Origin of the sequence: Streptomyces sp. NPDC057428, from assembly GCF_042803195.1 — a bacterium.
Classification (GTDB): domain Bacteria; phylum Actinomycetota; class Actinomycetes; order Streptomycetales; family Streptomycetaceae; genus Streptomyces.
This window is the reverse complement of record NZ_JBHVCT010000055.1, coordinates 1-23,602: the sequence shown is the minus strand read 5'-3', so window position 1 is coordinate 23,602 and position 23,602 is coordinate 1. Positions and strand designations below refer to the sequence as shown.

Sequence of the window (23,602 nt, the reverse complement as noted above, 5' to 3'; positions counted from 1 at the left end):
GCCCTTCGTAGGGGCGGATTTACTGAGGGGGCTTTGATGGAGAAGGACACGGAGCGGGAGCGAAGCGCGGAGGCAGCACCGAACGCGTACGAGCGGGTCCTCGCAGAGGATCGGCGGGTAATCCGGGAGGCACTGCGCTCCAGCCGGGGCGGGGCACACGGCGGTCTGGTGGTAACGGCCGTAGCGCTCGGTGCGGTCGGGGCTTTGGACGGCCCCAAGTGGCCGTTCATCATCGGCGGCGTTTGCGCGGTCTGGTTTGCACTGGCCTTGGCCGTTGTCCGCCGACGCGGCGGACGGGGCTGGACGGCGATCGAGCGTGCGTACATCGCGACCTTCGGCTGGGCCCAATGGCTCTGACTTGACCGGTGTCGGGCCGCTCTCCAGCACACCCGCCCCATGGGTTCTGCCCACTCGACGCTTCAGAAATGACGAACCCACGGGCTTACACGACCATCCGCTCGTCGGTCTCGAACAGCTTCTGCTCGATGTGGGAAAGGACCAGCTGGACGGCGTGGCCGCCCCCGCGGCCCACCTTCCACAGAGCCCGTCCGCGCTGGCCGGCACCCCAGGACCCGATCAGGTCGCATTCGGCGTCCGAGAGGCCGATCGCCTCGCGGGTGATCTGCAGGGGGCGGGTGTCCTGGGCCAGTTGGATCCGTGTCTCGCAGGAGGAGATCAGGTCCTTGGCGATCGCGACGGCCTCCGAGCTCGCCGACCCGACGCTCTCGAAGTCCGACAACCGGTGGGTGGCCAGGATCTGGATGGTCCCGGTTGCCCGGGACAGCCTGAGGTCGGCGTCGATCTTGCGGACCATCGCCGCCCCTCCGGAGCGCATCTGCCGCCACAGCTCGTCACGGACGACGATCCACGGCCGTTGGCCCGGCCGGTCGATCGCCGCCTGGGCCCACGAGGAGACGCACGACAGGACCATGGCGATCGTCTCGTCGCCGTACTGCTCGAGGGCACTGATGTCGACGGACTGGATCGGTGCGTCCCAGTCCAGGCCGATCGAGGTCTGCTCGTCGAAGAGACCGCCGAGATGCCCGTTGACCATCGTGCCGAGAGCTGAGCGGATCGACACCATCTGCTCGCGGGCCAGCTGGACCTCGCCGTCCCGGACCCGGAGCTCCTGGGCCATCGCGTCGGTGGGGTCACGGAGCTTGTCGTAGACGAGAGGCAGGGTCGGCGCGGCGAGCCTGCTCTGTCCGTACAGCTCACCGGTTACTTCGCGCACCGCGACGTCCAGGGCCTCCTCCTCCCGGGACTCGAGGGTGCGACGGAGCTGGAGTTCCAGGAGGGCTTTGAGCAGGGTCAGGCGGCGCCGGTGAATCTCCTGCAGGCGGCCCCTCAGCTCGGCGGGATTCTTGATCCAGTCGAGGCCGGCGCCGAGTGGTCCCGCGTCGAGCGGGTTGAGGCGGCCGGGCAGGCCGGGGCCGAGACGAACCGGCTCGACGCCCAGGTGCCGGCAGAGTCCGGCGTACTCGCCTTTCACGTCCCCGGCGATCAGGGTCCGGTGTCCGAAGGCCATCAGCCGGAAGCACAGGGCTTTGATGTGGGCGCTCTTCCCGCTACCGGGGATGCCGGTGATCATCACATTGGGGTTGGTGCAGAGACCTTCTCGGACCCAGACGGCCGGATGCGCGCTGAAGGCCTGGGTGGTCAACGTGTTGTGCCCGATGTACGCGCCCACCGGTGGCAGCGATCCTGCGTGCAGGAAGGGATACGCCCCGGCCGCGTTGCCCGTGTCGGCCCGGACCACCTCGGTCCGGGGCAGGGATGCGGAGCGGCCTGCGAAGGGCTGCGGCCAGCCCTTGCGCGGAGCCACCCGCATGACGGTCTCGGCGTCCTCGAGCCGACGGGACTCCCGCTGCTCCGCGGGAGTCGGGCCGGAGGGCGCCGGGACATACGCGGTGTCGATGCCCGTGGCTTCACCGATTCCGGACGCGTCCAGCTCGGTTTCGGTGAGGCGACGTCGTGTCCGCAGGCCCATCAGAAGCCCACCCGCCGGTCAGGGAGGCCCTGCCCCAGGGGCAGGGCGCCGGCGGCGAATCCGACGTCCTGGGCGCCCCACATACGCCGTAGCTCCAGGCCGGATGCGGCTGCGTCGGCCTGCATCTCGGCGCAGGCCGTCTCCAGCTCCTCCAGATCGGTCACGGTCACCGACAGCACCGCTGTCATCCGGACCACGCCCTGCCCAGCCGCGCGGGCGACATCCTGGCTGCGGGCGAGATCGACCTCGCGGCGCTCGTCCTCGCTCTCGTCCCGTCCGGTCTTGGCGCGCAGGTAGCGGGCAGAGGACCGCTTGCTCTTCTCGCGGGCCAGTTCCTGACGGGCGCGGCGGGGGCCGAGCGGCTCGTAGACCAGGCTCATGGATCGTCGTGCGTTGCGCCGGGGCCGCAGCAGCGGCTGGAGGAACGTCGCGTAGACGTGGGCCTTGGGCCAGGTGCGCACCTGATAGGTGACGGTCCACGCCCCGTCGTGCCGGTACGTGCCCCATCCGGTTTCCGCCGCCGCCGGTCCGGCCAGTGCGGGGTCGACGCCCTCTTCGACGCCTTCCCATCCGGGGTTCCGGGCGGCTGCGTTGGTTGTGGCGATCGCGACCTGGGCGTCGGGGTCGTACGCCGTGCGGATGCTCTGGGCGACCTTCCGGGGGGAGAGCCATTCCATGACCTGGAGGCTCGCGGTGCTCAGTGCTCCGCCCAGTGCGTGGATTTCCCTGACCAGGACGGCGGCAGCACCGACCTGACCGCCGCCGGCTCCTTTGATCGCGAGTCGGGCGCGGCCGGCGGACAGGGTCACTGACAGGTAGGTCTCGCGGTTGGTGGCCGCGGGCCCCGCGCCCTCCATCAGGTCCGCGAGGGCGCTCACCGCGGCAGGAGGCGCGTCAGGAGTGATGTGGTGAGCCGTCCATGACCGCAGGGCGGCGCCGTCGTCGGGCAGGCAGCGCTGGTGCACGGACAGCCGCACGACCGGAGAGTCCTCGGTGCAGAAGGTCCGCAGGAGGGCTGCCCAGGACGAGACCCGTGCAGCCTGCTTGTCGGTGTCCACCAGCGCGAGGCCCGGGAAGGAGACCCGGGACACCGCGGTGTACGTCCCGGCCACCGGGTCGTGCGCGACTCCCAGCAGACCGCCGAGGCCGTCCGGTGCCTCGAGGATCCGGAGCCTGGCCAAGGTGCCGGGCAGGTCCATCGGCTGCCGGCCGGTTCGGGCCGAGCGGGGGGCGAACGGCCCCGAGACGAAGACGTTCTGATTTCGCGCCACGGCGATCTGATGCCTCACTGCCAGCAGGATCCATTCATCGGCGCTCAGCCCGCTGACACGGCCGAACGCGAGCACGAGGAGCACCGCGGCCACCGGCACGCACGCACCGGCCGCGGCCCAGCTCGCGAGGTTGACGGGGATGAGCAGGAGCGTGCAGCCGAAGGCGACCAGGGCGAATCCGGGGCCGGAGAGGCGCCCCATGAAGCCTGACTTCTCCGACTGCCATCCGCTGTAGGTGACGGGTCGTGTCATGGGCTATCCCTGCGTCGGAGGGCTGGGAGGCTGCGCCGGAGGCGGCGGGATGTCCGTGCCTTCGGGCCGGGTTTCGGGTGGATGCCCCGAGCCGGCCGGTACGCGGCGCTGGGCGATGACGACGTGGCGGCCCCCTGCGGCACCGTGGTCGAGTCCTGCGTGACCGGCAGTGCTCGACATGCCGGACTCAAGGGTGTCCTTGCCTGCCGCCAGAAGCTGCAGGGGCAGTGCGACTGTTCCGAAGACCTTCGAGCCGAAGGACCGCCCGGCACCGTTCGCAGCGCTCCCGCCGACGCCACCGCCGGATACCGGGGTGGCGTTGGAACCGCTCGTCGACGTCTGGGCGGTGTCCTGCTCCAGGGCCTGGGTGTAAGCGCTGCCGCCGCCGACCGCGCCGGCTCCGCCCATCTCGGGGCGGTAGCCACCGCTCACCGACGCGGCGGACGACCCGACGGAGCTCATGAGGCCGGAGGCGATCGCGCTGCCCCCACCGACCGTGGAGAACGTCATGAACTTCGCCAGCACGGGCCATGCGAAGCAGGCCAGGATGAAGATGACCAGGCCCACGAACATGTTCTGCACGCCCTGCCCTTCGGCCATCGCGCCGAATCCGATGGCGAAGCACAGCACGATCATCGGCTTCATGAGGATCAGGGCGATCAGGGCGTTGCGTGCCTTCGGCCACCACTCCTGAGTGGAGTCCGAGAGCTGGCCGGCCAGAACGACGGGCATGGTCGCGACCAGGATCATGATGCCGGCCTGGCGCAGCAGCACTTCGAGCCACAGCGCGGCGATCGCGAGGATGCAGATGATGCCGACGACGATGACAACCCCGACCGCCGCGGCGGCCACCCCCTCGCCGGTGATGAGTGCGGTGCCGACTGTGGCGGCGCCTCCCCCGCCGGTGATGAGTCCTCCGAAGAGGGTGCCGAGCTGGTGCTGCATCGCCTCGGTCGCATCGGCCTCGCCGGATCCGCCGCCGTCGAAGGTGTAGTTGATGATCCAGGTGGACACCGCGTCCGACCAGGACAGAGCGGTCTGGGTGGCCAGCACGTACACGGAGGAGATCACTGCCCACTTCGCCAGGCCGATGACGGCGGTGGCGGCCGGCTCGCCCCGCTGGCTGACGGCGACCTTCCCGAACTGCAGGAGCAGGAGGAAGGTGGCGATCACCAGGGAGAGGGATGTCATGACGCCGGTGACCGAGTCGATCCCGGTCCTGGACAGGTCGATGGTCGACGAGGAATTGAAGATCTCCGCGAACTCCTCCAGCAGCCACACCACGGCTTTCCCGATGTAGCGGGCTGCCTCCTGCAAGGCGTCCGAAGCCAGCTCACTGATCTTCCCCGCCGCCCAGGTCACCGGGTTCTTCGCGTCCGGCGGGTATGTGTGCTGGCCGTCCCGCAGGCACTCCTGGAAGGTGCCGCCCTTCTCGACGCAGGCGGTGACTAACTTGTTCAGCTCTTCGAAGTTGCCCTGCTCCTGGTCGTAGGCCTTGCGCCATTTCTCGAGGCGGAGCTCCTCATACCGTTGGCGATCGGCTTCGCCGCAGTTCCTGGCCGCGTTGCCGTCCGCCCCCTCGCACTCGCCGATGGTGCCCGGCAGCTCACCGGCTTCGGCGGGCCTGCAGTCCCCGTCGGTGGCCCCGAAGTCCATGACGCACCAGTGGCCCTGGGTGTCGATGCCCGCGACGTCACCGCCCTTGGCCCATTCCTGCGGCGGCGGCTCGGGGGGCCCGTGATCGGCGTGCTTGCCGTCGTGATCGGCCGCTGCGACGGGGGCGGCGACCACGCCGCCGGCCATGCAGAACAGCAGGGCGAGCAAGAGGCACCGGACCCTGGCTGCCGGGGAGTGCTGCGAGTGCTCAGTCCTCATGCCTGACCTGGATCCACTGGTCCCGCCACGCAAAGGGCGAATCCGGGTCGTACGCGACGGGGAACGTGCGCTGCTTCACGTAGTTCGCCTCGTCGGTGATCTTCCACGCACCGGCCTGCCACTTCACGATGAGGTCCGTGGTGTCCCCCTTGACGGGGTTGTCGTCCGTGGCCTTGTCCGGAGTGGTCGCGTACCTGTCGAAGCTCAGCCAGATGTGGACGACGTCGCCGCGGGGAAGGTCGCCGGCGAGGCTGCGCATCCGCACGGCTTCCACCGTGGTCGTGAAGGTGATCCCCGCCGGTGTGCCTCCGGAGGCGGGGAGCCCCGCGCCCTCCCGGAGTGTGCGGACCTCGGAGATCTGCTTGTCGATGTACCCGGCCGCGTCCGGCGATGTCACGACTTCGAGCTGCTGGCGGGCCTTCTGGTCGTCCATCCAGGCGTACTCCTCCCAGAAGTGGACGACAGCGGAGATCGCGCCCCCGGGGCTGTGCGGGAAGCCGGTGCTGACGCCCCCCTTCTGTCCTGTGGGCGCGTTCAGCGACACCTTCTTGGCTCGCTCCGGCGTCATCTGCGCGCTGTCATCGTCCGAGGCGGAGCCGGACGGCTTCGCCTCACGGGTGGCCGTCGAACCGGCTGCCGGAGTACGGGAGTGGTCGTCGTCGAGCAGTGAGTACGCGGTGACGCCCCCGGCGCTCACCGCACCGACGACCAGCACGGCGAGCCCGGCAAGCAGGAACTTGGCCCGTCGGGCACTGCCTTCGTGGTTGTCCATGCCGGCGCCTCAGATCGACATGTTGTAGACCGCGAGCACGAGCGAGCTGGTCAGGCCGATGCCACCGGCGCCGCACAGGCTCCAGAGCACGGACTGCTTGCCCCTGGCCGCCAACTGCGCCCTTTCCGTGTTGTGGCCGACGGCAACCAGCAGCCAGCCGGTCAGGCCTCCGATCACCGCGGCGGCCAGGCCGAATCCCGCGGTCCAGTTCAGGACGGTCTGCACCTGGCTGTTCACCGCGGCGGGGAGAGCGGGCGCCGGTTTCGGCACGATCGGCAGATCTGCGGCCAGTACCTGCAGGCCCGGGTCGGTGGCAAGAGTGTGGACAGCGTCCATGAGCGTCATCGGGAACACCTCGTCAGGGCTCGGCTACGAATGGGAGACCACGGCAAGCGGCGCGGGTCGCGGTGCGTCCGGGAGCGGCGTGCCCCATGAGGCTCCGGCTGCCGCGAGGACTTCCTCGCTGAGCAGACGTGCCGCTTGCCGGGTACGTGAGCGCAGGCGGGCGACCGTGCGCAGCCCGTGAGCGCGGATGTGCGGGTCGTACGGAAGGTGGACGACCGCGGCAGTGCGTGCGGACAGCATCGCGGCGCCGGCCCGCGCGACAGCGGGAACGCGCCCGTCCGACTGCGCGACCAGGACCACCACGGTGCGCTGGAGCGGTATCCCGTCCGCGTGCAGTGCCATCACCGCCTGCTGGAGGGCCTGTACGCCGCCGGCGGTGGCGGAGGCGCACAGCACGGGAACCGCGTAGGGCAGCTCGTACCAGGACCGGGTCTGCCCGGTCTGCCCGGCGCACCGGGACTCGATGAGGTCGTGGGACACGGGGTGCGGGGTGTCGGCCACGACGCACTGCCAGCCGCCGATCGCGGCCAACTGCAGCCAGGCGGCCGGAGCGTGGGGCAGGGCGAGCGGAGGGCTGTGCCAGTCACGGCCGTCGGTCAGTACGTGCCAGCCGGGTCGTCCGGTACCGGGCCGTGCAGCCGCAGCATGCCGCACCTGGGAGCGGGTGAGCGGCCTGTCCGGCGGAAGTGCCGCCAAGCCGCCGGACTGCTGCCCAGCCGTCCACGACGGCCAGGGCGACGAGAGGCGTGGAGCAGTGTCGAGGACGACGGTGGTCGCGTCGGCCGCAGCCATTCGCTCCGCCAGCAGGTCCGACACGGTCGACCGGCCGCTGCCACCCGTAGCAGCCATTACCGGCACGACCAGACGGACCCCCGTGGAGAGCGCAATCGAAGGTAGGTCCCTTTTGCCCACGCTAACCCCCACCGGCTGCACCAATTATTCGCATACGCTAACACTTCCCTCCACCCTGCCATACCGGGCGACTTCGAGTGCCCGAATCCGGTCAGATGGAAGGTTTATCGGGGCGCTCAATGCTGGCTCCACCAAGCAATGATGGCATAGTGTCACATCCGGTTACCCGTCTGCATCCTGCTCGACGGCTTGAAGCGGACTGAGTATGCGGATTCGTTTCAGCAAATTTTAGTGCAGGCCAAGGGGGACTGTGCGCATCAAACGATGGTTGGCGGTGGCCGTCGGCGGGGCCGTCATGACCCCAGTGGCTCTGGGGGTGGGTGTCGTACTCCTCATCGCCGCCTTCGACGAGGACAGCGGAGCCGCGGGCGGAAGCCTCGGACCGACGGCCAGCAGTCTGCGTATCGGCCGGGGCGGTGTGCCGTCCCTGTACGCGTCGATGATCCTCAAGGCCGCCGCCGACTGCGACGCAGGACTTCAGCCTGCGGTGCTGGGGGCGCAGCTGAAGCAGGAATCGAACTTCAATCCGCGGGCTGAATCCCCTGGAGTGGGCGCCCAGGGCATCGCCCAGTTCATGCCGGGAACGTGGCCCACCTGGGCGACCGACGGAAACGGGAACGGCACCAGGAGCGTCTGGGAGCCCGCAGATGCCATCGCCGGTCAGGGGAAGTTCATGTGCAGCCTGATGCGGAAGGGCAAGGCGCACCCCCGATACGACGGATCACCGACGGAGCTGGCACTCGCCGGCTACAACGCGGGCTGGGGCAGAGTCGACGAGTACCGCGGTGTCCCTCCTGCGGACTTCGCCCAGGGCCAGACGTACCACTACGTCAGGAACATCATGGCGCTGGCGAAGCAGTTCACCGCCCCGGCAACGAGCGCCGACGTGCAACTGCCCGCCGGGTACACCCTGCCCGCCGGCGCACCCCGCGAGGTCCGCACCGCCGTCGCGTGGGCCCTCGAGCAGAAGGGCGGCTGGTACCGACTCGGCGGCGACTGCACCGACGCCCATGGTGCGGACTCCGCTCGCTGGTGCGACTGCTCGTCCCTGATGCAGCAGGCGTACAAGGCAGCCGGCATCAGCATCCCGCGGGTGACCTACGACCAGGCCGACATCGGCACGCATGTCAGCGTCGACAGGCCCAGGCCTGGGGACCTGGTCTTCAACCCCGGCAGCGACGGCTCCGATGCCCGCCCCGGGCACGTAGGCATGTACATCGGCGACAACATGGTCATCGAGGCTCCACGCACCGGGGTGCGGACTCGCGTCGTTTCGTACAGCAGCTGGCGCAACTCCACGAGTGCCGTCACCCGCGTCACCGAGGTCCGCCGGGTGGTGCAGTGGTGACGGGCGAGACCGAAGGACGGCAGATGCACACCGGGCACATTGGACACATCGGACACGAAGAGGTCTTCCACCCTTGGGGCACCGTCACCCCGGCCTTCTGGGGCGTCCGGCATGAGGCCGTCCCGCCGGAGCGGTCCGTGGCCCGCATCCCGCAGGTGCTGCGCGGACGGCTGACGGAAATCGCCGCGACGGCGGCCGCCGGCCGGCTCCAGGACGCCGCCTGGACGGCCTACCAGCTCGACGCCGAGGTCACCGGCGAGTACGGCCCGGAGCACCTCAACACGGTTCACATCCGGGAGATCCGCGCGCATCTGGCGTACCTGGCGAACGACCACGCGACCTCGCTCGGGTGGTACCTGCACACCGCCCGCCTGCGGGCCACGATCCAGGGGCCCGGTCACCCTGACACCGAGGAGGCCACCCGCCGGGTCTACAGCCTGTGGCGCACCGTCCCGGACGCCGACGCACCCGCGCTCGGCGCAGAACTCCTGGGCACGGTCACCGACATCCACGGGCCGGAGTCGGCAGTGGCCCGTCGGACCCGCAAGCGGCTTCGGGCCCTGACCGCTGCACGCGAGGCCAGAAGCATCACCTGAGTGTCTGACGACCGCTCCGTCCACAAGCGCTCCGTCATCCACAGGGGGTTGGGGCTCCTACTGGATGCGGTGCCACGATTCCCATCCGCTGCAACGCGCGACAGACCCTCAACGGACGCGCAACAGAAGGAAGAGGCCCTCATGAACACCGCGATGAACGCTCTGGACGCAGCTCTGGCATCGACGCATCCCGCCACGGTGCTGGCCGGAGCCTGGGACGCACTCGATCTCGGAGAGCGAGTGGCTGATGCCGTCACCTGGGACGAGGCGAGCGACGATGTCCTCGCCCTCACCGCCGCGCAGGAATGCTCGGCAGCCCGCTCCCTCCTGCCGGTTCCTGAGACCGGGCGCCCACTCCCCCTCGATGCGAACGAGATCCAGGCCGGCCCGGGCGGACTCGCTCCGTACGTCGCGCTCCTGGACAGGGCACATGGGGCGTTGGCCGGCCTCGCCGCCGAGGACGCCCAGTTGGGTCGAGCCGCCGAGCACGCGGCTACCGCCGCACGCTCGCTGGCCGCCGTCCGGGGGCTGTGATGGCTACGCTCGACGAGCTCTTCGACACGGCCGGGGCCCGGCTCCGGACGGCAGCAGCAGCTCCGTCATCCGACCGTCCTACCTCCGCCCGTCACCTCGACCAGTTCCTGTCGGCCCTGACCGAGCCCCTGGGCATGGGGGACGAGGACGCCCCCCAGTCGTCCGTCACGAGCGATCTCGTCTATCACCTCCGGAAGGCCAGTGATGCCCTGCAGTCCGCGCAGGGTCTGCTGCCCTCCCCCGGCGGCGGGCCGGCCGAGGGGCACCTCCTCGACGCCGCGGCCGCCGTCCACGCGGTGCGCGACGTCATCGAGAGCCACCGCGGACCCGACCGCGTACCGCTGACGGCGTACGCATACGCACTCACCACAGGCCCGGCCCATCACTACCTCACCCGTCGGTGCGCCGAACTCGCCTGGGGTGCGGCCGACGTAGCGTCCACGCTCGCCCAGGCCGCCCTGGACCCCTCCATCGCGGCAGCGTTCACGGACGTCCGCCGCTTCCTCTCCGAGGCGTCGGTCTTCGGCCGGGACGGGACCCGCGACGCGGACACCGCGATCGGCGCCCTCTCGCTGACACTGCCCGTCACCCCCGTACAGGCACACCCCACCGACAGGACACGGGACGTGCCGGCGAACCTTGCCGAGGACTGCGACCGCCTGTCCCGGGCGGCCTTCGAAACGCTGCACCACCGCTCCGATCACCGAATGAGCGGATCGGACCTCCAGCAACTGGCGCGCTGGACAGCGATGCAGCGACTCCTGTCCGGCCGGGTGCTGCTCAGGGTCGCCGACGAACTGCCTGACGAGGCTGCCGCCTCCCTGCGGGAGAGCGCGCAAGTGCTGCGTGGGTCGGCGCAGGCCTGGCAGAAGTCCGCGACAGCGTGGCACCGGATCGTGGACATCTCCGACCCGCGATCCCACCCGAAGCTGCCTGCGCCCAGTTACGAGATCGTGCGGCGCGGCGAGGTGGTACGCCTGCCACAGGTCGTCCCCCACCCGGCCACCTTGATCGCCCACACAGCGGCCGTCCGCGTCGGGCAGTTGCTGTACGGACCGCAGTGGCGGCCCGAGACCGCGACCCGCCCAGACCCGCGGGGAGGATCGGAGATCCTTGCCGACGCGCAGGGCGCCGGAGCTTTGGCCGCTGCCCTGTACCGGCTGCCCGCCGCCGGCTGGCAACTCGCTCTCGCTGCGCCGCAGGCCGTGAGCCTGGCTCGGGGCGGCCTCGTCACCGACGTTTTCGAGCACCAGGCACCCGGACCGGAGAACCACCGCTTCCGACCGGTCCACCCTCACCAGCTGGAAGCGCTGTCCCGCTCGTACAAGGCAGTCCTGCCGGCAGAGCAGGCGTCGGCGGTGTCGCTGCTGGACGTGGCAGCGCAGGCCGGAGTGCCAGTACCGCGCGCGCTGCTGGATGCCGCGGCGCACAGCACGCTGGCGGCAGCCGCGCAGGGTTGGGGACCGGCCCGGAGGGCAGCCGGGCCGGATCAGTCCGGGATCAGAGTGCAGCAGCGGCCGCAGGTGCGGCAGCGGCGGACGAGTCTGTAGCAGACTGTGCCGCTGCCGTACCCGGTCTGGCCCGTCAGTGCCTCAGCGCCGCGGTCACTGACCCGCAGACTGCGGATCAGTGACCGCGCACCTTCCGCTGTACGGCTGCCGGCATATGAAGGTTGTCTTGACCGCAACTCATCAACCTCCAGGATTGCTCGCTCGACCATCTGCGTCCTGGCTTCGTTGACAGGGGCTCCGGTTCAACTCTTGTGGTGGCACCACTGTGCGTGACAACTGACATTCCGTATAGCAGGCAGGGAATTGGCCCACCGCGCTACAGGCGATCAGTCCGGCTGCCGTCTCCCTTGAAGCCACAGGTATTGAAATAGAAGGGACGCAGGTGCTCCTCGAAGTCGACGTGAAGCCACTCGCACTTCGCGGCACGGGCTTCATTGGCCGCGGTTGCGACGAGCGCGGCTCTATCCAGGATGAAGGCATGAGCTCCGCCCGTCCCAGACCACGTTGACGAAGCCGATCAGAGAGCCGTCTTCCCGTGCACAGACCCAGCCGAGGCTGTGGCGCTCAACTCGTTCTCGTCAGTCGGTCTGAGCGACTGGGTGACCCAAAGCCGTCGGCGTGTACAGCGTTGAGGGAGACGTTGTCGAAGTCGCCCCGCCATTCATACGCGGCCTGCTCACCCAGTTCCACCCCGGCCTGGAACGCGTCCTGGGCCCCCGCCTCGACCACCAGGCCGTCACCTGGCTGCTGGAGCGCCGCGGGTCCCCCGCCGCACTGCGAGAGGCCGGCCGCCGCAGCCTCGTCGAACTCATCCGGCCCAAGGCGCCACGCATGGCCACCCGGCTGATCGACGAAGTCTTCGACGCGCTCGAAGAGCAGACCGTTATCGTGCCAGGGACCGGCACCCTCGGCATCGTCGTGCCCTCCCTGGCACGCTCGCTCGCCGCGGTCCACGAACAGCGCCGGGCCCTGGAAGCCCAGATCAACACCCTGCTGGAGGCGCACCCTCTTTCCCAGGTCCTGACCTCGATGCCCGGCGTAGGCGTCAGGACCGACGCAGTACTGCTGACCACCGTGCGACGGCACCAACTTCCCCACCGCCGCCCACCTCGCCTCCTACGCCGGTCTTGCACCGACAGCAAAGTCGTCGGGAACCTAGGTCCACGGCGAACAGCGAACACGCACCCCGAGGCAGACGACAAATGCGCGCCCGCCGCAAAACCCACACCCTCCTCCGCCTCGCCCACCAACGCATCAGCGTCCTGTTCGCCATGCTCCGCGACGGCACCTTCTACGAACCCCACATCCCCCTAGCGACGGCGGCATGAACCATGCCGCCAGGCAGATCAATTCAGGTCAGCGCGTTGTGCCGTCTGTCCACGCCGAGATATCTGCGGCAGCCCGCCGGACAGCTTCTTCCTGGTCCCGGGCGAGCTTCGCGCAGGTCGCTGCGACGTCCGGCACACCGTCCGGTCCCACGAGGGCGTCACACACCCCGGTCTGCAGCCAGTCAGCCTGGTTGTCGTCAGCCTCGGCAACCGCGAGAGCAATGAGCCGTACGGCGGCCACCGTCCCCACCCGGGCCAGGGCCTCTGCCGTCTGTCGAGTCACCGCCGTGTCCTCGACGTCCAGCAGTAGCCTCACCAGCGCTTCCGCAGCTTTAGGAGCATCAGCGAAGGAAGCGAGGTCGCGCCCGGCCCGAACACGTTGCCTCCACGAAGAAGACGACCCCTCAGCCAAGGCCGCCTCCAGCCCACTCATCATCTCTGGCACGACCAGACAGTCTCATGCCGCACAAAGAAGACCGAACCCCTGGGCAGCTTCTTTACGGCCAGGCGGATGATGGTGCCCTCGATGATGGGCAGTGCAGTGGCCCGTCGTGGTGCAGCCATGCGGCTCGGCGGGTCAGTCGCGGGTGCAGCCGGTCCCATGCCTGCGCGATCGCTTTCCCGTAGAGCCGGGTGTCCGTGGCCGTCGCGGCCTGCTCGATGCCCCAGGTTGCGGGGTCACCGAAGACGAACTCACCGCGTTGTCACCAAGGCAGGCGTGCTGTCGCCAGGGGCCACCGGTGGGTGAGTGCTGAGCAGAGTTCGGGACCGTGGTGCAGTCTCAGCTGTCCACCCCGGCTTCCCACTTACGCCGGCGCAGCGTGTGGTCGCTGAAGAGGTGTCGGCTCTGGTCGAGCAGTTCACCCACCTCCGCGTCGCCGCGCCGCCCGTCCGGCGACGGATGCCACCGCTGCACTGATTGCTTGGCCCAGGTGCGCAGCTTCATATCCGGGTCCTGGAACAGACCGACCGCCGCCCGTAGCGCCACGGTGCCGCCGCGCGCGTCGAGCAGCCGGAATGCGCCGACGCGGACGTGCCGCGGCCGATCGGTACTGGTGCGCTCCAATAGCCAGTCGGCGGGCAGTTCCCTGGCCGAGGGCAGCAGGGCGGCGGCGGTCTCGCGGACGACACCGGCGGCAGGGTCGTCGAGGAGCGGCCGCAGCTGCTCCGCATCCGCGCAGTCCAGTGCCCGCAGTCCTGCCACCGCTCGCGCTCGCACCCCGGCCGCCGGGTGCACGAGCAGCAGCCGCAAGAGTCCGACGTCCGCGCGGTTCCCGCACTCGGCCAGCCCGATGACCGCACCGGGCGGCAACGCGGGGTCGTCCGGTCTCGTGCACCGCTCCCGGTACCAGGCCGCCGGGTCAACACCCTGCTGTCGTACGACATACCGGGCGCAAGCACGCACGAGCGCGGAACGGTCGCTGAGAAACGGCTCCGCCTGCTCTGACCGCCCCGCCCGTCTCAGCGCGGTGACGCCGGCCGAACGGGTACGCGGGTTGCGTGCGGACAGCAGTGGAGGCAGCACACCCTCGTAGGCATCCTCATCCCCCAGAGCCGTGAGCGCCGCTGTGGCACACAGGTCCTGGACCACGGAATCCTGGTCCCCGGCGGCCGCGCGGGCCAGCTCAGCGGGATGGAGCAATTGGCCCTCGATGGCAAGCCGGTACGCGAACCGCCGGACGATGCGGTCGGGGTCAGCGAAGAGAACAGCGAGCTGCCCGTGGGATGCCTGGCGCAGAATCTGGCCGAGCACATCGACGCCGAAGGCACCTCTGTCGCGGCGGCCGACGCGGAGGATGAGCGGCGCGAGGTCGAGGGCAGAGCCCACGTTCAGGGTCTCACGCAGCAACCTTCGGGCGTGCTCGCGCACTGGGCCGACCCAATCGGCACAGCGGATCACGACCAACGGCAGCAGACCGGGGTATGGAACCGATTGACGCACCGCCTCCTGACGGATCCTCCCGTCCCGGTGGCAGAGGGCGAGTGCGAGCCGAGACTCGCCGAGCTGAGTCGGGTCGGCGGGCAGTGGGGCGGAGCGCTCCCACCCCGGCAGGAACTCCGGGCGGTGCCAGGCCACCTCACGCACTCCTGCGTCCAGCGCGAGCCAGTCAGCGGGGTCGGCGACATCAAGCGTGCTGTGGAGCGGCGTACCTCCCGCGAGCCGCGTCGCTGCCGCTGTCCCGTCTTCGATAGCCTCAAGCATTCCCGCCCCTCCAGCAGTCGTACCAGGTGATCGTAGGGGCGCGGTTCGCGTAGGGCGCGCGAAATATGGTCCGTGATCGCCAAGGGCCGCCGTTCGGCGCCCTGCCCACCAGAAAGCCGAACGCGGTGACATCGCCCCTGCTTCGCTTGCCGCTGGTGACGCGCCGCATCGGTGACAACCACCATGCTTTGTCCTACTGAAGCCGCAGGCCAGCGGACGCCGATGCGGTCATGGGAGCGGCGGCAAGACGCTGCCCGCCTCCGAGAGCTGCTGTGCCGCCCGGCAGCATCCGCTCCCGTCCGGCATCGCTTTGCGCTGGAGGGCCTTCCGTTCACAACCCGTCTGCGGGTAGTCGCCCCCCGTCAAAGGCCTCGGCGTGGACCGGTACGGGTCTGAGCTGTCGGCTGGTACGAGCGGCTGTTCTGCGCTGTGACACGGGCGCCCCGACTCTCCCGGGCCTTCTGGAGATCGGCGCGCGCCTGCATCTCGGATTCGTGGAGCCTGGGGTGCTGTTCCGCGATCCTGCCTCGCAGGGCCTGCTCGGCCCGTGCGTCGGCGGCAATGCTCCGGAACATGGCCGCGTTCTCCCGGGCCTTCGTCGCCTGCCCGTGTGCGTGGGAGAACCGTCGCTCGTCGCCGGTGTCGATCTGCTGGGCTCGAGCGGGCACGAGGGTTTCGCGCATCACCGTGAGCCGGGCCGCGAGGGTGCTGACGTCCGGCGCCCGGTGTTCCGTGGCACCCAGCACGGCAGCGTACGGACTCGTCCGCAGGATCTCCCACGCCGTCTCAACGGCCCGGGCTGCGGCGATCCGAGCCTCTGCGGCCTCCCGCCATCCCGCAGCGCGCTGTTCGACGGCCTGTTCCTTGAGCTTCAGATGCTCCTTGCGGGAGGTGCCCGCCAGGCGCAGCGCGAGCCGGCCCTTGTCGTCGGCGGCCGCCAGCCGGCGCAGGTGCTCATCCGCCCTCGCCGCGTGGGCGGCCGCGGCGGTTTCGCGGGCCTGCTCGGCACGCGCGATCACCAGTTGCTCGTCAGCCAGGTAGAGCAGCGGGTAGATGGGCGCGACCTCCCGCAGGCCCCGGCTCTCCCTGCGGGCCTTGTCCGTCGCGATCTGCTGCCGCAAGGCCCGCTCGGTCTCTGCGGCCTCGGCCGCCGTTTGATCCTCGCGTCGTGCTTCGACGGGGCTGGTGGCGATGAGCCGGTTGAGCTCCTGGTCGGTCCGGTCGCCGTACGGACGGCGGTCCCACGCCGGAACTCCTGCCGGCTCCCGCTCATCCTCTGTTCGTGCGAGCTGCTGCCTCCGCTCGTCGGTAAGCCGGTACTCGGGCGGCTGGTCGGCCCGCTGCCGCTCGTCGTGAGCGGTTGAGGTGAGCGCTCGTACGGCGCCCACGCTTCGAGTGCGGGTCGGCGGCGGTACGACGGCGGGGGCCGCCGGTTCCTCGAGCGGGTCGGAGACCATCGCATCGGGTCGCGACTGCCCCAGGAAGCGCGCGAAGGCATCGACGGCGCGCTCGAGGTGCTCCTTCTCCGTGCGGGCGGCACCGAGTCGTGCCCGGGTGTCCTCGCTCTCGATGACCGCGAGCGGCAGCCACAGGTGGTTCTCCCGCTTCCCCCGGGTCAGCCCCGGGTACGCGGCGAAAGCATTCGCACCGTGCCCGTACAGCAGGCTCGTGTCGCAGGTCATCCCCTGCGAGGCGGCGATCGTCATGGCGTAGCCCAGGGACAGGGCGCCGGAGGCGACCTGGTCGGGCGTCAGCCACGCGGACACGTGGGTGTCGTCCTGGCCGCGTACGCGGGTGCGCCAGGTGATCTCGATCCGCCCGTCCTCGGCGATCTCGCTGACGACGGCCCGGTACCTGTTCAGCAGGTCCGAGCCGTCACCGCGTCGGCTCCTGTGATCGTCGACGCGCACCCGCACGGCGTCCCCGGTGGCCAGGGTGAGCCGAGCCCCGCCGGGAAGGGCGTAGGTGTGTTCGTCGCCGAGTTCGCCGGCGGCGCGACGGATCTGCTGGGCACCGGCGTTGAGCGCGTCGACGTCCGCGTTACGGGCGGCGAGCACCACCAGCTCGTCGACGAGGTCGTGGGTGTCGGGCCATTGGCCGCGGCGCAGTTCGTCCCACACGGTGAGGATCTGCGAGCGGGCCTCGTCGGCGGTCCTGGTGGGGTGGATGCGGCCCCGGTCGGCGAGCAGGCGCAGGGGCTGGTCGTGGTCGCCGGTACGCCAGACCTCCAGCGCGTGCCGTTCGGCGGCGTCCTCCTGTCGGCGGTTCCCGTGCAGGGTGAGCCCGCCGACCAGCCGGTGGACCTCCCTGAACCAGCCGCCCGCCCCGATCGCCTGGAGCTGGACCGGGTCACCGATGCCGATGATCTGCGTATCGCTGCGGGCGGCCTCACGCATGAGGACGCCGGCGGACCGGTCGTCCACCATCGTCGCCTCGTCGATGACCAGGACGCCGACGCCGGTGAGGCCATTCCGGGTGCGGATCTGCTGCAGCCAGGCCGCGACCGTGCGCGCGGGGATACCTGACGTCCGGGTGAGGTTCTGGGCGGCAGCATCGCTCAGGCATGCTCCGGCATACGTGATGCCCGCGGCGTCCCACCCGATCCGGCACGCCTCCATCAGCGCGGACTTGCCTGCTCCGGTGACGCCGACGACGGTGTCGATGCCGTGCCCTCCGGTCAGCAGCCGGGTCACCGCCGCGTTCTGCTCGTGGGACAGCTCGAAGCCGACCGCGACCTGAAAGACGTCGACGGCGGCCGTAGCCTGGTCGGTGGTCAGCGCTGTGCGGGCTTCGCCGTGGCGGGCGAGTGCCTGGTCCCGTACGTAGTTCTCCGCGTCGAGGATGTCCTGGGTTGTGTAGCGGGCGGTCGACGTCATGACGGTGGAGCCGTAGTCCGGCACGCGGACCGCGTACCCGACGACGTCGAGGACGTCGTCGGCGAGCTCGTCCAGGCTGCCGACGCCGTCGACGTCTTCCAGTCCGTACCGCAGCGCGTTGCCGACCGCTGCGAGCAGTTGCGCGCGGCTGAACGTCCTCTCGCCGTGGGTGAGACCGGTCTCGGGCGCGAAGACGATCGCGGCGAGGTCGGCGGGCGGCGGGATCCGGGGGCCTGGGCCGCCGACGGTTGAGCCGCTGTCAGGACCGGGCGGTCCAGGGGCGGCGTACGCGACCATCGCGTCGACGTCGACCCCGGCGTGCAGGGCGCGCCGCCGCCAGCTCCCCCGCATGGCCGACGCGTCCCCGCGGTGCTTGGCGCGCAGGGTCTCGGCCGCCGCGCGGTCCCGCTCCTGACGCCCGGCCACGTCCCCGGCCAGGTCCACGATTCTGCCGTGGCGCCGCGAGAAGAGGTCGCGGACCGGCTCGGGGACTCCGTCCACCTCCCAGGCGCCGGTGCGCTCGGACTGCTGGCGGCGTACGCCGAACCGTTGGTGCGTGAGCGACCGGACGCGGGCCTTGAAGAACGCGTCGGCAGCGGCGGCGTGCCGGTGCAGGTCCTGGCCGGAGTTACCGATCGAGCGCCACGCGCCGTCCTCGCACAGGCCCATGTTGGCGATCGTCACGTGCAGGTGGAGGTGCGGGTCTCCAGGCATCCCGTCCCCCATCGGCCGCGCCGACCGGTGCTCCACCGACCAGGCCAGGAGCCCGCCGGTCGCGAGCCGGACCGGCTGCCCGTCCTCGGAGCCGACCGCGTACCCGATCCAGCGCTCCACCTCGCGAACCGTGTCCCGCGTCGCCTGGTGCACCAGGTCGCGGTACTCGCGCTCGTCCCCCTCCCCCATGAGCCCCGGCAGGACGCTGTCGCTCTTGGGGAGATCCAGCATCAGGTCCCAGCCTCGAACCCGGTCGTCGACCCGTTGGTCCGCGTGCTTCCGCGCCTCGGCCAGCTCGGTCTCCCCGTAGACCTCGTCGAGGGAGAGGCCGGCGGCGCGGGCGAGCTTGTGGAGGGTCGTCGCCTGCATCCGGTGCCGGTCGCCCTGGCGATGGACCATCCGCTGCTGCTGTGCCAAGACCTTCTGCTGCTTCGGCTTGCCCGCCAGCAGGTCGGCGGCCGCCACGCCCTTCTCCTCGGCGGCGGCCTCGATCGCCTCGACCAGGCGGGCGGTCGTGAGCTTCGCCTTCTCGTGCGCGCGGACCGACGTCTGTGTACGGATCAGCCTGGCGCCGGTCTCCGGATGGCACCCCGCCATAAGACGCCGGGCCGCCTCCTTGCCCTCCTCGTCCAGGACCGCGGCCGCGGTCAGACCGACCTCCGCAAGGCCACTGCCCATCCACACGAGAGCGGCGTCGCCCTCCTCCCCCGGCCCGTACTCCGGCGCCGGGTAGGCCACCTCGTGAACCGCAGAGTCGGACGCCGCGACCAAGCACCCGGCCTGCTCCTTCAACCGGTACTCGACCTGTTCGTCGTCGCGGATCGCTGTCACCCAGGCCATCGGCTGCCCCTCGTTCCCTACCGCCCGTCAGACGAGCTTGTGCGCTTGTGCGTTCCCGGTCTGCCGGAGTCTCCGTCAGGGGAACCCCCTTCGTGCTTCCTCCTAATTCGATCACGAGCGGGGAGGAACGAGCGGGGAGGACGTATGTCGTGCGCAGGGTTGATGTAAGTGGGATGCGCAGGGTTTTGACAGTGGTGGCGCAGGGCTTGTGTCAGTGGCTGGGTACGTGTCGCCGGCGAGTCGGAGGCTGTAGGACGTCGTTGCTGAGGGTGTCGACGCGGCCCGGTGCGGACGTCGTGCAGCCCTCGCTTGTCTGTGCGTCCCGGAATCGGGCGTCTCCGGGACGGCCGCCCCGTCGGCGCGGCCAGCACGCGGGAGGCGTCCCGAAACCGGCGGGTGCGACGGGGAAGAGCGACGGGTATGCGGGACGGTCGCCGCTCGGGTCCCACGAGGTCGGCAGCCCTCACTCCTTCGGTGCCCCGGTCCGGAGCCCGGCGCTGTTCGGGATCGACATCGACACCAGCGGGCTGTAGTGGCGGAACGGTCCGCAGCGCCTGGTGCCGGACATCGGGCGGTTCGTCATGCGGTGTCCCTCCCATTGGGCCCGTGCACGGCTCTGACCAGGTACGTAAGGCGCCGCGAGTGAGTAGGCGTACTCAGGTGGCCGGGCCAGGCAGCTTCGACACTGGCTCCAGGAAGTTCGGGGTCGGGAGTGGGGAACGTGATGGAACGGCGATGGTCGAAGCCTGAGATGTGGGTGCCCGGTGGATACCTGGTGCTGGTCGCCGCGATGGTGGTCTGGCTTGAGGTGGCCAGCCGGACCGGGCGCGACGTCGGCATGGGCGCCATCTGGCCCGTGCTGGCCACTGCGCCGATCAGCCTCCTGCTGCTGACCTCCTTCGGAGCCGCAGCGGCCTCCCGGGGGGCGGACTCGGCCACGGCGCCGATGGTGGAGCCTTCCTACGGCTCGCAGCCGCCAGCCCCGCTGCCCACAGACGTCTCCGCGGTGGGAGACCCGCTCCCCTCCGACTGGGTCCCGGACACGTCCGTGGCCGACAAGCCAGAGATGTGGGATGTCTTCGGCCTCTACATCCCGATCCTGGTCGGCGCCCTGATCAACGCCACGGCGATCTGGGCCCTGCTCCGCTGCTGGGCGCGGTGGCGGAGCGCGCGATCGGCGTCCTAGGCAAAGATGGGTGCTTTCGAGGGCCGGGGTCGGGACCGGAGCAACGAAGCCCAGCTGCGCCTCACATGATCTGGCCTGGCATGGCGCACTGACAAAACACTGCGCCGCGCTGACATCTACTCCGCGCACGACTACGACAAGAGAACGTCAGCGGGTGGCGACACGAAATGTCAGCTGACGTCGGCATGAGGTGTGCCAGTAGACGGCCGGGTCGGGCGGCTGGTGGGCAAGGCGGTCAAGGAACGGGGGCCTCGCCCGAGGCCCGTCGCGCAAGGGCACGTCACCGGTCTGCGGGCAGGTCCGGGACGCTGCCGCGCGGCTCGGTCACAGGCGGACGACGACCAGGGCGGTGTCGTCCGTGTTGCCACCCGGAGGGATCAGTTCCGCCAGCAGGGTGTCCGCGAGGGTGTCCGCATCCTCCTGTCCGTGACGGCCGAGGCAGTCGGCGAGCCGGTTCAGACCGGTGTCGATGTCCTCGTGGCGGCGTTCGATGAGGCCGTCGGTGTAGAGAACGAGGGTTGCGCCCTCGGAGAAGGCCGCCTCGGCCTGGATTCTCGGAACGTGCTCGAAGCGGGCGCCGAGCGGCGGGTCGGTGGCCCGGTCGAGGAACTCGACTGTCCCCCCGGCGTGCAGCAGGACGGGTGGGGGGTGGCCGGCGCTGCTGTAGGTCACGGTGCGGCTGTCGCAGTCGATCACCGTCTGCAGAGCGGTGGTGGACTCGGCGCCCTCCACCGAGCGGGCGTAGAGGCCGAGTGCGTCGAGGGCCGCCGCGGGGCCGTCGGCCACACGGACGGCTGCGCTGAGCGCACTGCGGAGCTGGCCCATGACGCCGGCGGCGCTCAGGCCGTGGCCGACGACGTCGCCCACCGCGACCGCGAAACAGCCGCCGGGCAGTTCGGCCAGGTCGTACCAGTCGCCGCACACGTTCAGCGACCCGACTGCGGGCTGGTAGCGCACAGCGCCACGGCGGCGGCCCAGCGGTCCGGGCGCGGGGAGCATCGCGGACTGCAGGCTCAGGGCGACCTCGCGTTCGCGGGCGTGGGCCCGGCGCAGCCGCTCGTTGACCTCCTGGAGCTCCCGGGCGCCGGTGTACAGCTCGGCCTCCAGGGCCCTGGTCCGGTCCCCGCCGAAGCGCCCGCCACGGGCGCGGAGCAGTTCGGTGACCTCCTCCACCCGGTGCAGCACCAGCGCCACCCGCCCGTCCGCGTCGACGACCGGGGCGTTGACCGGGCTCCAGTACCGCTCCTCCCACCGGCCGGGCCGGTCGGGGTCCTCGACGTCGTAACGCTGCAGCGCCATTGCGTCGCGCTCCCCGGTGGCCGCCACCCGCAGCAGCGACGCCTGGAGGTTGCGCGTGCCGGTAGCGGCGGGATCGTTGGGGTTGTCAGGGAACACATCGAACAGGTAGCGGCCGACGATCTGGCCACGGGTGCGCCCCGACACGCGCAGATACGCCTCGTTGACGTCTGCGTACACCAGGTCGGTGGTGAGCAGGGCCACCGCGGCCGGCAAGGCCTGGAAAACCGCCTCGTAGTCGATCCCGGAGTGCTTCACGACGCCCTTCGCCTCTTGTGCAACAGCGGTCCGGCGAAACCTGCCGCACCGGACACCCGCGGGATCCCGACGTGACAGCGGCCGAACGCCCACAGCGTGACCCAGCCCGGCAGCCCAGGGGCCCATTGCGCCATCGGCGGCATGTCACCTGCCGTCGGTCACCCCGGCGAGCTCAAGGACCTGCGTGCGGCGGCCGTCCGCGGCGCCGGGAGGTCCGGAGCATCGGTTCTCCCTGTGGCCTACAACCAAGCGCGGTCGTCAAAAGTCTTGATCTTCCGAGGAAGTCGCACGCTGCCCAGCACGATCAAGACCGAAGGAACGCATGAACCGACCCAGAGGAACGACGGTCGCCACCGCGAGCGCCGTCGTACTCGCCACCGCGGGCAGCCTGCTCCCGCGGCGGCCCCCGCGTCCGCCGCCGTGACCTGTGCGTCGCCCGTCTTCACGCGGACGTTCTACGCGAACACCACCTTCGCCGGGACCCCCGAGGCCACGGACTGCGACTCCGTGATCGACCAGAACTGGGGCACGGGCGCACCCGGTTACAAGGGCATACCCTCCAACCGGTGACCAGACAGCAGCCGTACTCGGGTCGCCTGCTGGTAGCCAGCACTACTCCCTCGCCCAAATACGTCTGGCCGTCATCACAGGCTGTGCTTCCCACAAGGAACCAGGAGTACATACATCCGTTTGTCAGGCACCTCTTGCATACTCTGCCTGCGTCGATCAGCTCTACTCATCGCGACAAGGTGTTCCGAGCTCCGCCTCGTGCCACGACCGGCGAGGTTTGCCCCATGGCAACCGCGGGCAGCCCCGCCCCGCCGTCACCCATCACCCGTCACCCCGTCGGTCCGCTCTCGTAAGAAGTCGGCGTGGCCGTTGTGCCGGGCGTACTCCTGGATCATCATCACGTAGGCCCAGCGCAGGCTGACGGTCACGCCGCGGGACGACGTGAAGGTGTCATCGAGCCCACGGTCGGCGGCCGCCGCGTCTGACGCCGTGACCTCTGCCCGGAACAGCCCGAAGTCCCGCTCCGCGCAAGCGGCACGGACCCCTTCGATCCCCTCGTCGCCGTCCGCGGGACCTGTGAAGACATCGCCGATCGGCTCGTCGGCCATCCTGCGTCGGAACCACCAGCGCTCCACCTCCGCCATATGACGGACCAGGCCGAGAAGGGTGAGGTCGGACGGCTCGACGGTCGTCCGCGCCAACTGGTCGCCGTTCAGCCCGCTGCACTTGGCCAGCAAGGTCTCGCGGTGCCACGTCAGCCATCCCTCCAACATCCGGCGCTCGTCCACGGTGGCCAAGCCGTCGATCCGTGTGGTGCGTTCAACCTTTGGCGCTGTCCACGTCATGGGCCCATAGTCCGCCGCTGCCGCGCCCGGGCACCAGCTTTTTTCGGCTCTCCTGCCGTATGTGTGGGTGTCCTGACCTGCCCTGATACGGGAAACACGCCGTCTCCTGTGATCCTTGAGGTGTCTGGACTCAAATTGGA

17 protein-coding genes and 4 pseudogenes are annotated in these 23,602 nt (G+C 70.2%); 8 read left to right on the top strand and 13 right to left on the bottom strand.

What is annotated here, in order from left to right; all coding sequences use genetic code 11:
• Positions 1–36: 36 nt before the first annotated feature.
• Positions 37–357, top strand: coding sequence for a hypothetical protein (locus ACFU5K_RS21025; RefSeq protein ID WP_384063823.1), 321 nt, complete (start codon positions 37–39; stop codon positions 355–357).
• An 85-nt stretch (positions 358–442) separates the two neighbouring features.
• Here the strand turns inward: ACFU5K_RS21025 and ACFU5K_RS21020 are convergent, their stop codons facing one another.
• From ACFU5K_RS21020 to ACFU5K_RS20995, 6 genes are read right to left on the bottom strand one after another with little or no spacing between them, the layout of a single operon-like run.
• Positions 443–1,990: a type VI secretion protein gene (locus tag ACFU5K_RS21020; RefSeq protein ID WP_384063820.1), complete on the bottom strand. Its 1,548-nt coding sequence runs from the start codon at positions 1,988–1,990 to the stop codon at positions 443–445.
• A complete protein-coding gene (locus ACFU5K_RS21015) occupies positions 1,990–3,513 on the bottom strand; it encodes an SCO6880 family protein (RefSeq protein ID WP_384063818.1) in 1,524 nt (507 codons plus the stop codon). Before ACFU5K_RS21015 ends, ACFU5K_RS21020 begins: the two co-directional genes overlap by 1 nt.
• Before the next feature lie 3 nt (positions 3,514–3,516).
• Positions 3,517–5,388, bottom strand: coding sequence for a hypothetical protein (locus ACFU5K_RS21010; RefSeq protein ID WP_384063815.1), 1,872 nt, complete (start codon positions 5,386–5,388; stop codon positions 3,517–3,519).
• Positions 5,378–6,160, bottom strand: a complete 783-nt coding sequence (locus tag ACFU5K_RS21005; protein ID WP_384063813.1) for a hypothetical protein — start codon at positions 6,158–6,160, stop codon at positions 5,378–5,380. The genes ACFU5K_RS21010 and ACFU5K_RS21005 overlap by 11 nt, the downstream gene beginning before the upstream one ends.
• Positions 6,161–6,169: 9 nt before the next feature.
• The gene (locus ACFU5K_RS21000; protein WP_384063810.1) at positions 6,170–6,505 is read right to left on the bottom strand and encodes a hypothetical protein; all 336 of its coding nucleotides are present in this window, start codon (positions 6,503–6,505) and stop codon (positions 6,170–6,172) included.
• 24 nt (positions 6,506–6,529) lie between these two features.
• A complete protein-coding gene (locus ACFU5K_RS20995; RefSeq protein ID WP_384063807.1) occupies positions 6,530–7,354 on the bottom strand; it encodes a hypothetical protein in 825 nt (274 codons plus the stop codon).
• A 358-nt stretch (positions 7,355–7,712) separates the two neighbouring features.
• Between ACFU5K_RS20995 and ACFU5K_RS20990 the strand changes: the two genes are divergently transcribed.
• The 4 genes from ACFU5K_RS20990 (at position 7,713) to ACFU5K_RS20975 (ending at position 11,445) form a co-directional block, all read left to right on the top strand.
• Positions 7,713–8,765 carry an NlpC/P60 family protein gene (locus ACFU5K_RS20990; protein WP_384063804.1) on the top strand — a complete coding sequence of 351 codons (1,053 nt, stop codon included), beginning with the start codon at positions 7,713–7,715 and terminating at the stop codon, positions 8,763–8,765.
• Positions 8,766–8,788: 23 nt separating this feature from the next.
• Positions 8,789–9,361, top strand: coding sequence for a hypothetical protein (locus ACFU5K_RS20985; RefSeq protein WP_384063802.1), 573 nt, complete (start codon positions 8,789–8,791; stop codon positions 9,359–9,361).
• 141 nt (positions 9,362–9,502) lie between these two features.
• Complete coding sequence (locus tag ACFU5K_RS20980) at positions 9,503–9,895, top strand: hypothetical protein (RefSeq protein ID WP_384063799.1); 393 nt, start codon at positions 9,503–9,505, stop codon at positions 9,893–9,895.
• Positions 9,895–11,445, top strand: a complete 1,551-nt coding sequence (locus ACFU5K_RS20975; protein WP_384063796.1) for a hypothetical protein — start codon at positions 9,895–9,897, stop codon at positions 11,443–11,445. Before ACFU5K_RS20980 ends, ACFU5K_RS20975 begins: the two co-directional genes overlap by 1 nt.
• Before the next feature lie 282 nt (positions 11,446–11,727).
• Here the strand turns inward: ACFU5K_RS20975 and ACFU5K_RS20970 are convergent.
• Positions 11,728–12,090: pseudogene (locus ACFU5K_RS20970) on the bottom strand (GNAT family N-acetyltransferase); the annotation flags it as partial.
• Here ACFU5K_RS20970 and ACFU5K_RS20965 point away from each other — a divergent pair.
• A pseudogene (locus ACFU5K_RS20965) lies at positions 12,070–12,734 on the top strand (transposase); the annotation flags it as partial. The pseudogenes ACFU5K_RS20970 and ACFU5K_RS20965 overlap by 21 nt on opposite strands.
• A gap of 28 nt (positions 12,735–12,762) precedes the next feature.
• Here ACFU5K_RS20965 and ACFU5K_RS20960 read toward each other — a convergent pair.
• From ACFU5K_RS20960 to mobF, 4 genes and pseudogenes are all read right to left on the bottom strand, one after another.
• Complete coding sequence (locus tag ACFU5K_RS20960; protein WP_384063794.1) at positions 12,763–13,050, bottom strand: hypothetical protein; 288 nt, start codon at positions 13,048–13,050, stop codon at positions 12,763–12,765.
• 161 nt (positions 13,051–13,211) lie between these two features.
• Positions 13,212–13,432: pseudogene (locus ACFU5K_RS20955) on the bottom strand (transposase); the annotation flags it as partial.
• An 83-nt stretch (positions 13,433–13,515) separates the two neighbouring features.
• Positions 13,516–14,937 (bottom strand): hypothetical protein, encoded by a 1,422-nt coding sequence (locus ACFU5K_RS20950; protein WP_384063791.1) that lies wholly within the window; start codon positions 14,935–14,937, stop codon positions 13,516–13,518.
• A gap of 362 nt (positions 14,938–15,299) precedes the next feature.
• Positions 15,300–19,367: a MobF family relaxase gene (gene mobF / locus ACFU5K_RS20945; protein ID WP_384063788.1), complete on the bottom strand. Its 4,068-nt coding sequence runs from the start codon at positions 19,365–19,367 to the stop codon at positions 15,300–15,302.
• A 724-nt stretch (positions 19,368–20,091) separates the two neighbouring features.
• Between mobF and ACFU5K_RS20940 the strand changes: the two genes are divergently transcribed.
• Positions 20,092–20,553: an SCO4225 family membrane protein gene (locus ACFU5K_RS20940; RefSeq protein ID WP_384063871.1), complete on the top strand. Its 462-nt coding sequence runs from the start codon at positions 20,092–20,094 to the stop codon at positions 20,551–20,553.
• A 324-nt stretch (positions 20,554–20,877) separates the two neighbouring features.
• Here the strand turns inward: ACFU5K_RS20940 and ACFU5K_RS20935 are convergent, their stop codons facing one another.
• A complete protein-coding gene (locus tag ACFU5K_RS20935) occupies positions 20,878–22,107 on the bottom strand; it encodes a PP2C family protein-serine/threonine phosphatase (protein ID WP_384063785.1) in 1,230 nt (409 codons plus the stop codon).
• 322 nt (positions 22,108–22,429) lie between these two features.
• Here ACFU5K_RS20935 and ACFU5K_RS20930 point away from each other — a divergent pair.
• Positions 22,430–22,671 (top strand): annotated as a pseudogene (locus tag ACFU5K_RS20930) (hypothetical protein); the annotation flags it as partial.
• A 260-nt stretch (positions 22,672–22,931) separates the two neighbouring features.
• Here the strand turns inward: ACFU5K_RS20930 and ACFU5K_RS20925 are convergent.
• Positions 22,932–23,462, bottom strand: coding sequence for a DinB family protein (locus ACFU5K_RS20925; RefSeq protein ID WP_384063782.1), 531 nt, complete (start codon positions 23,460–23,462; stop codon positions 22,932–22,934).
• Positions 23,463–23,602 lie beyond the last annotated feature (140 nt).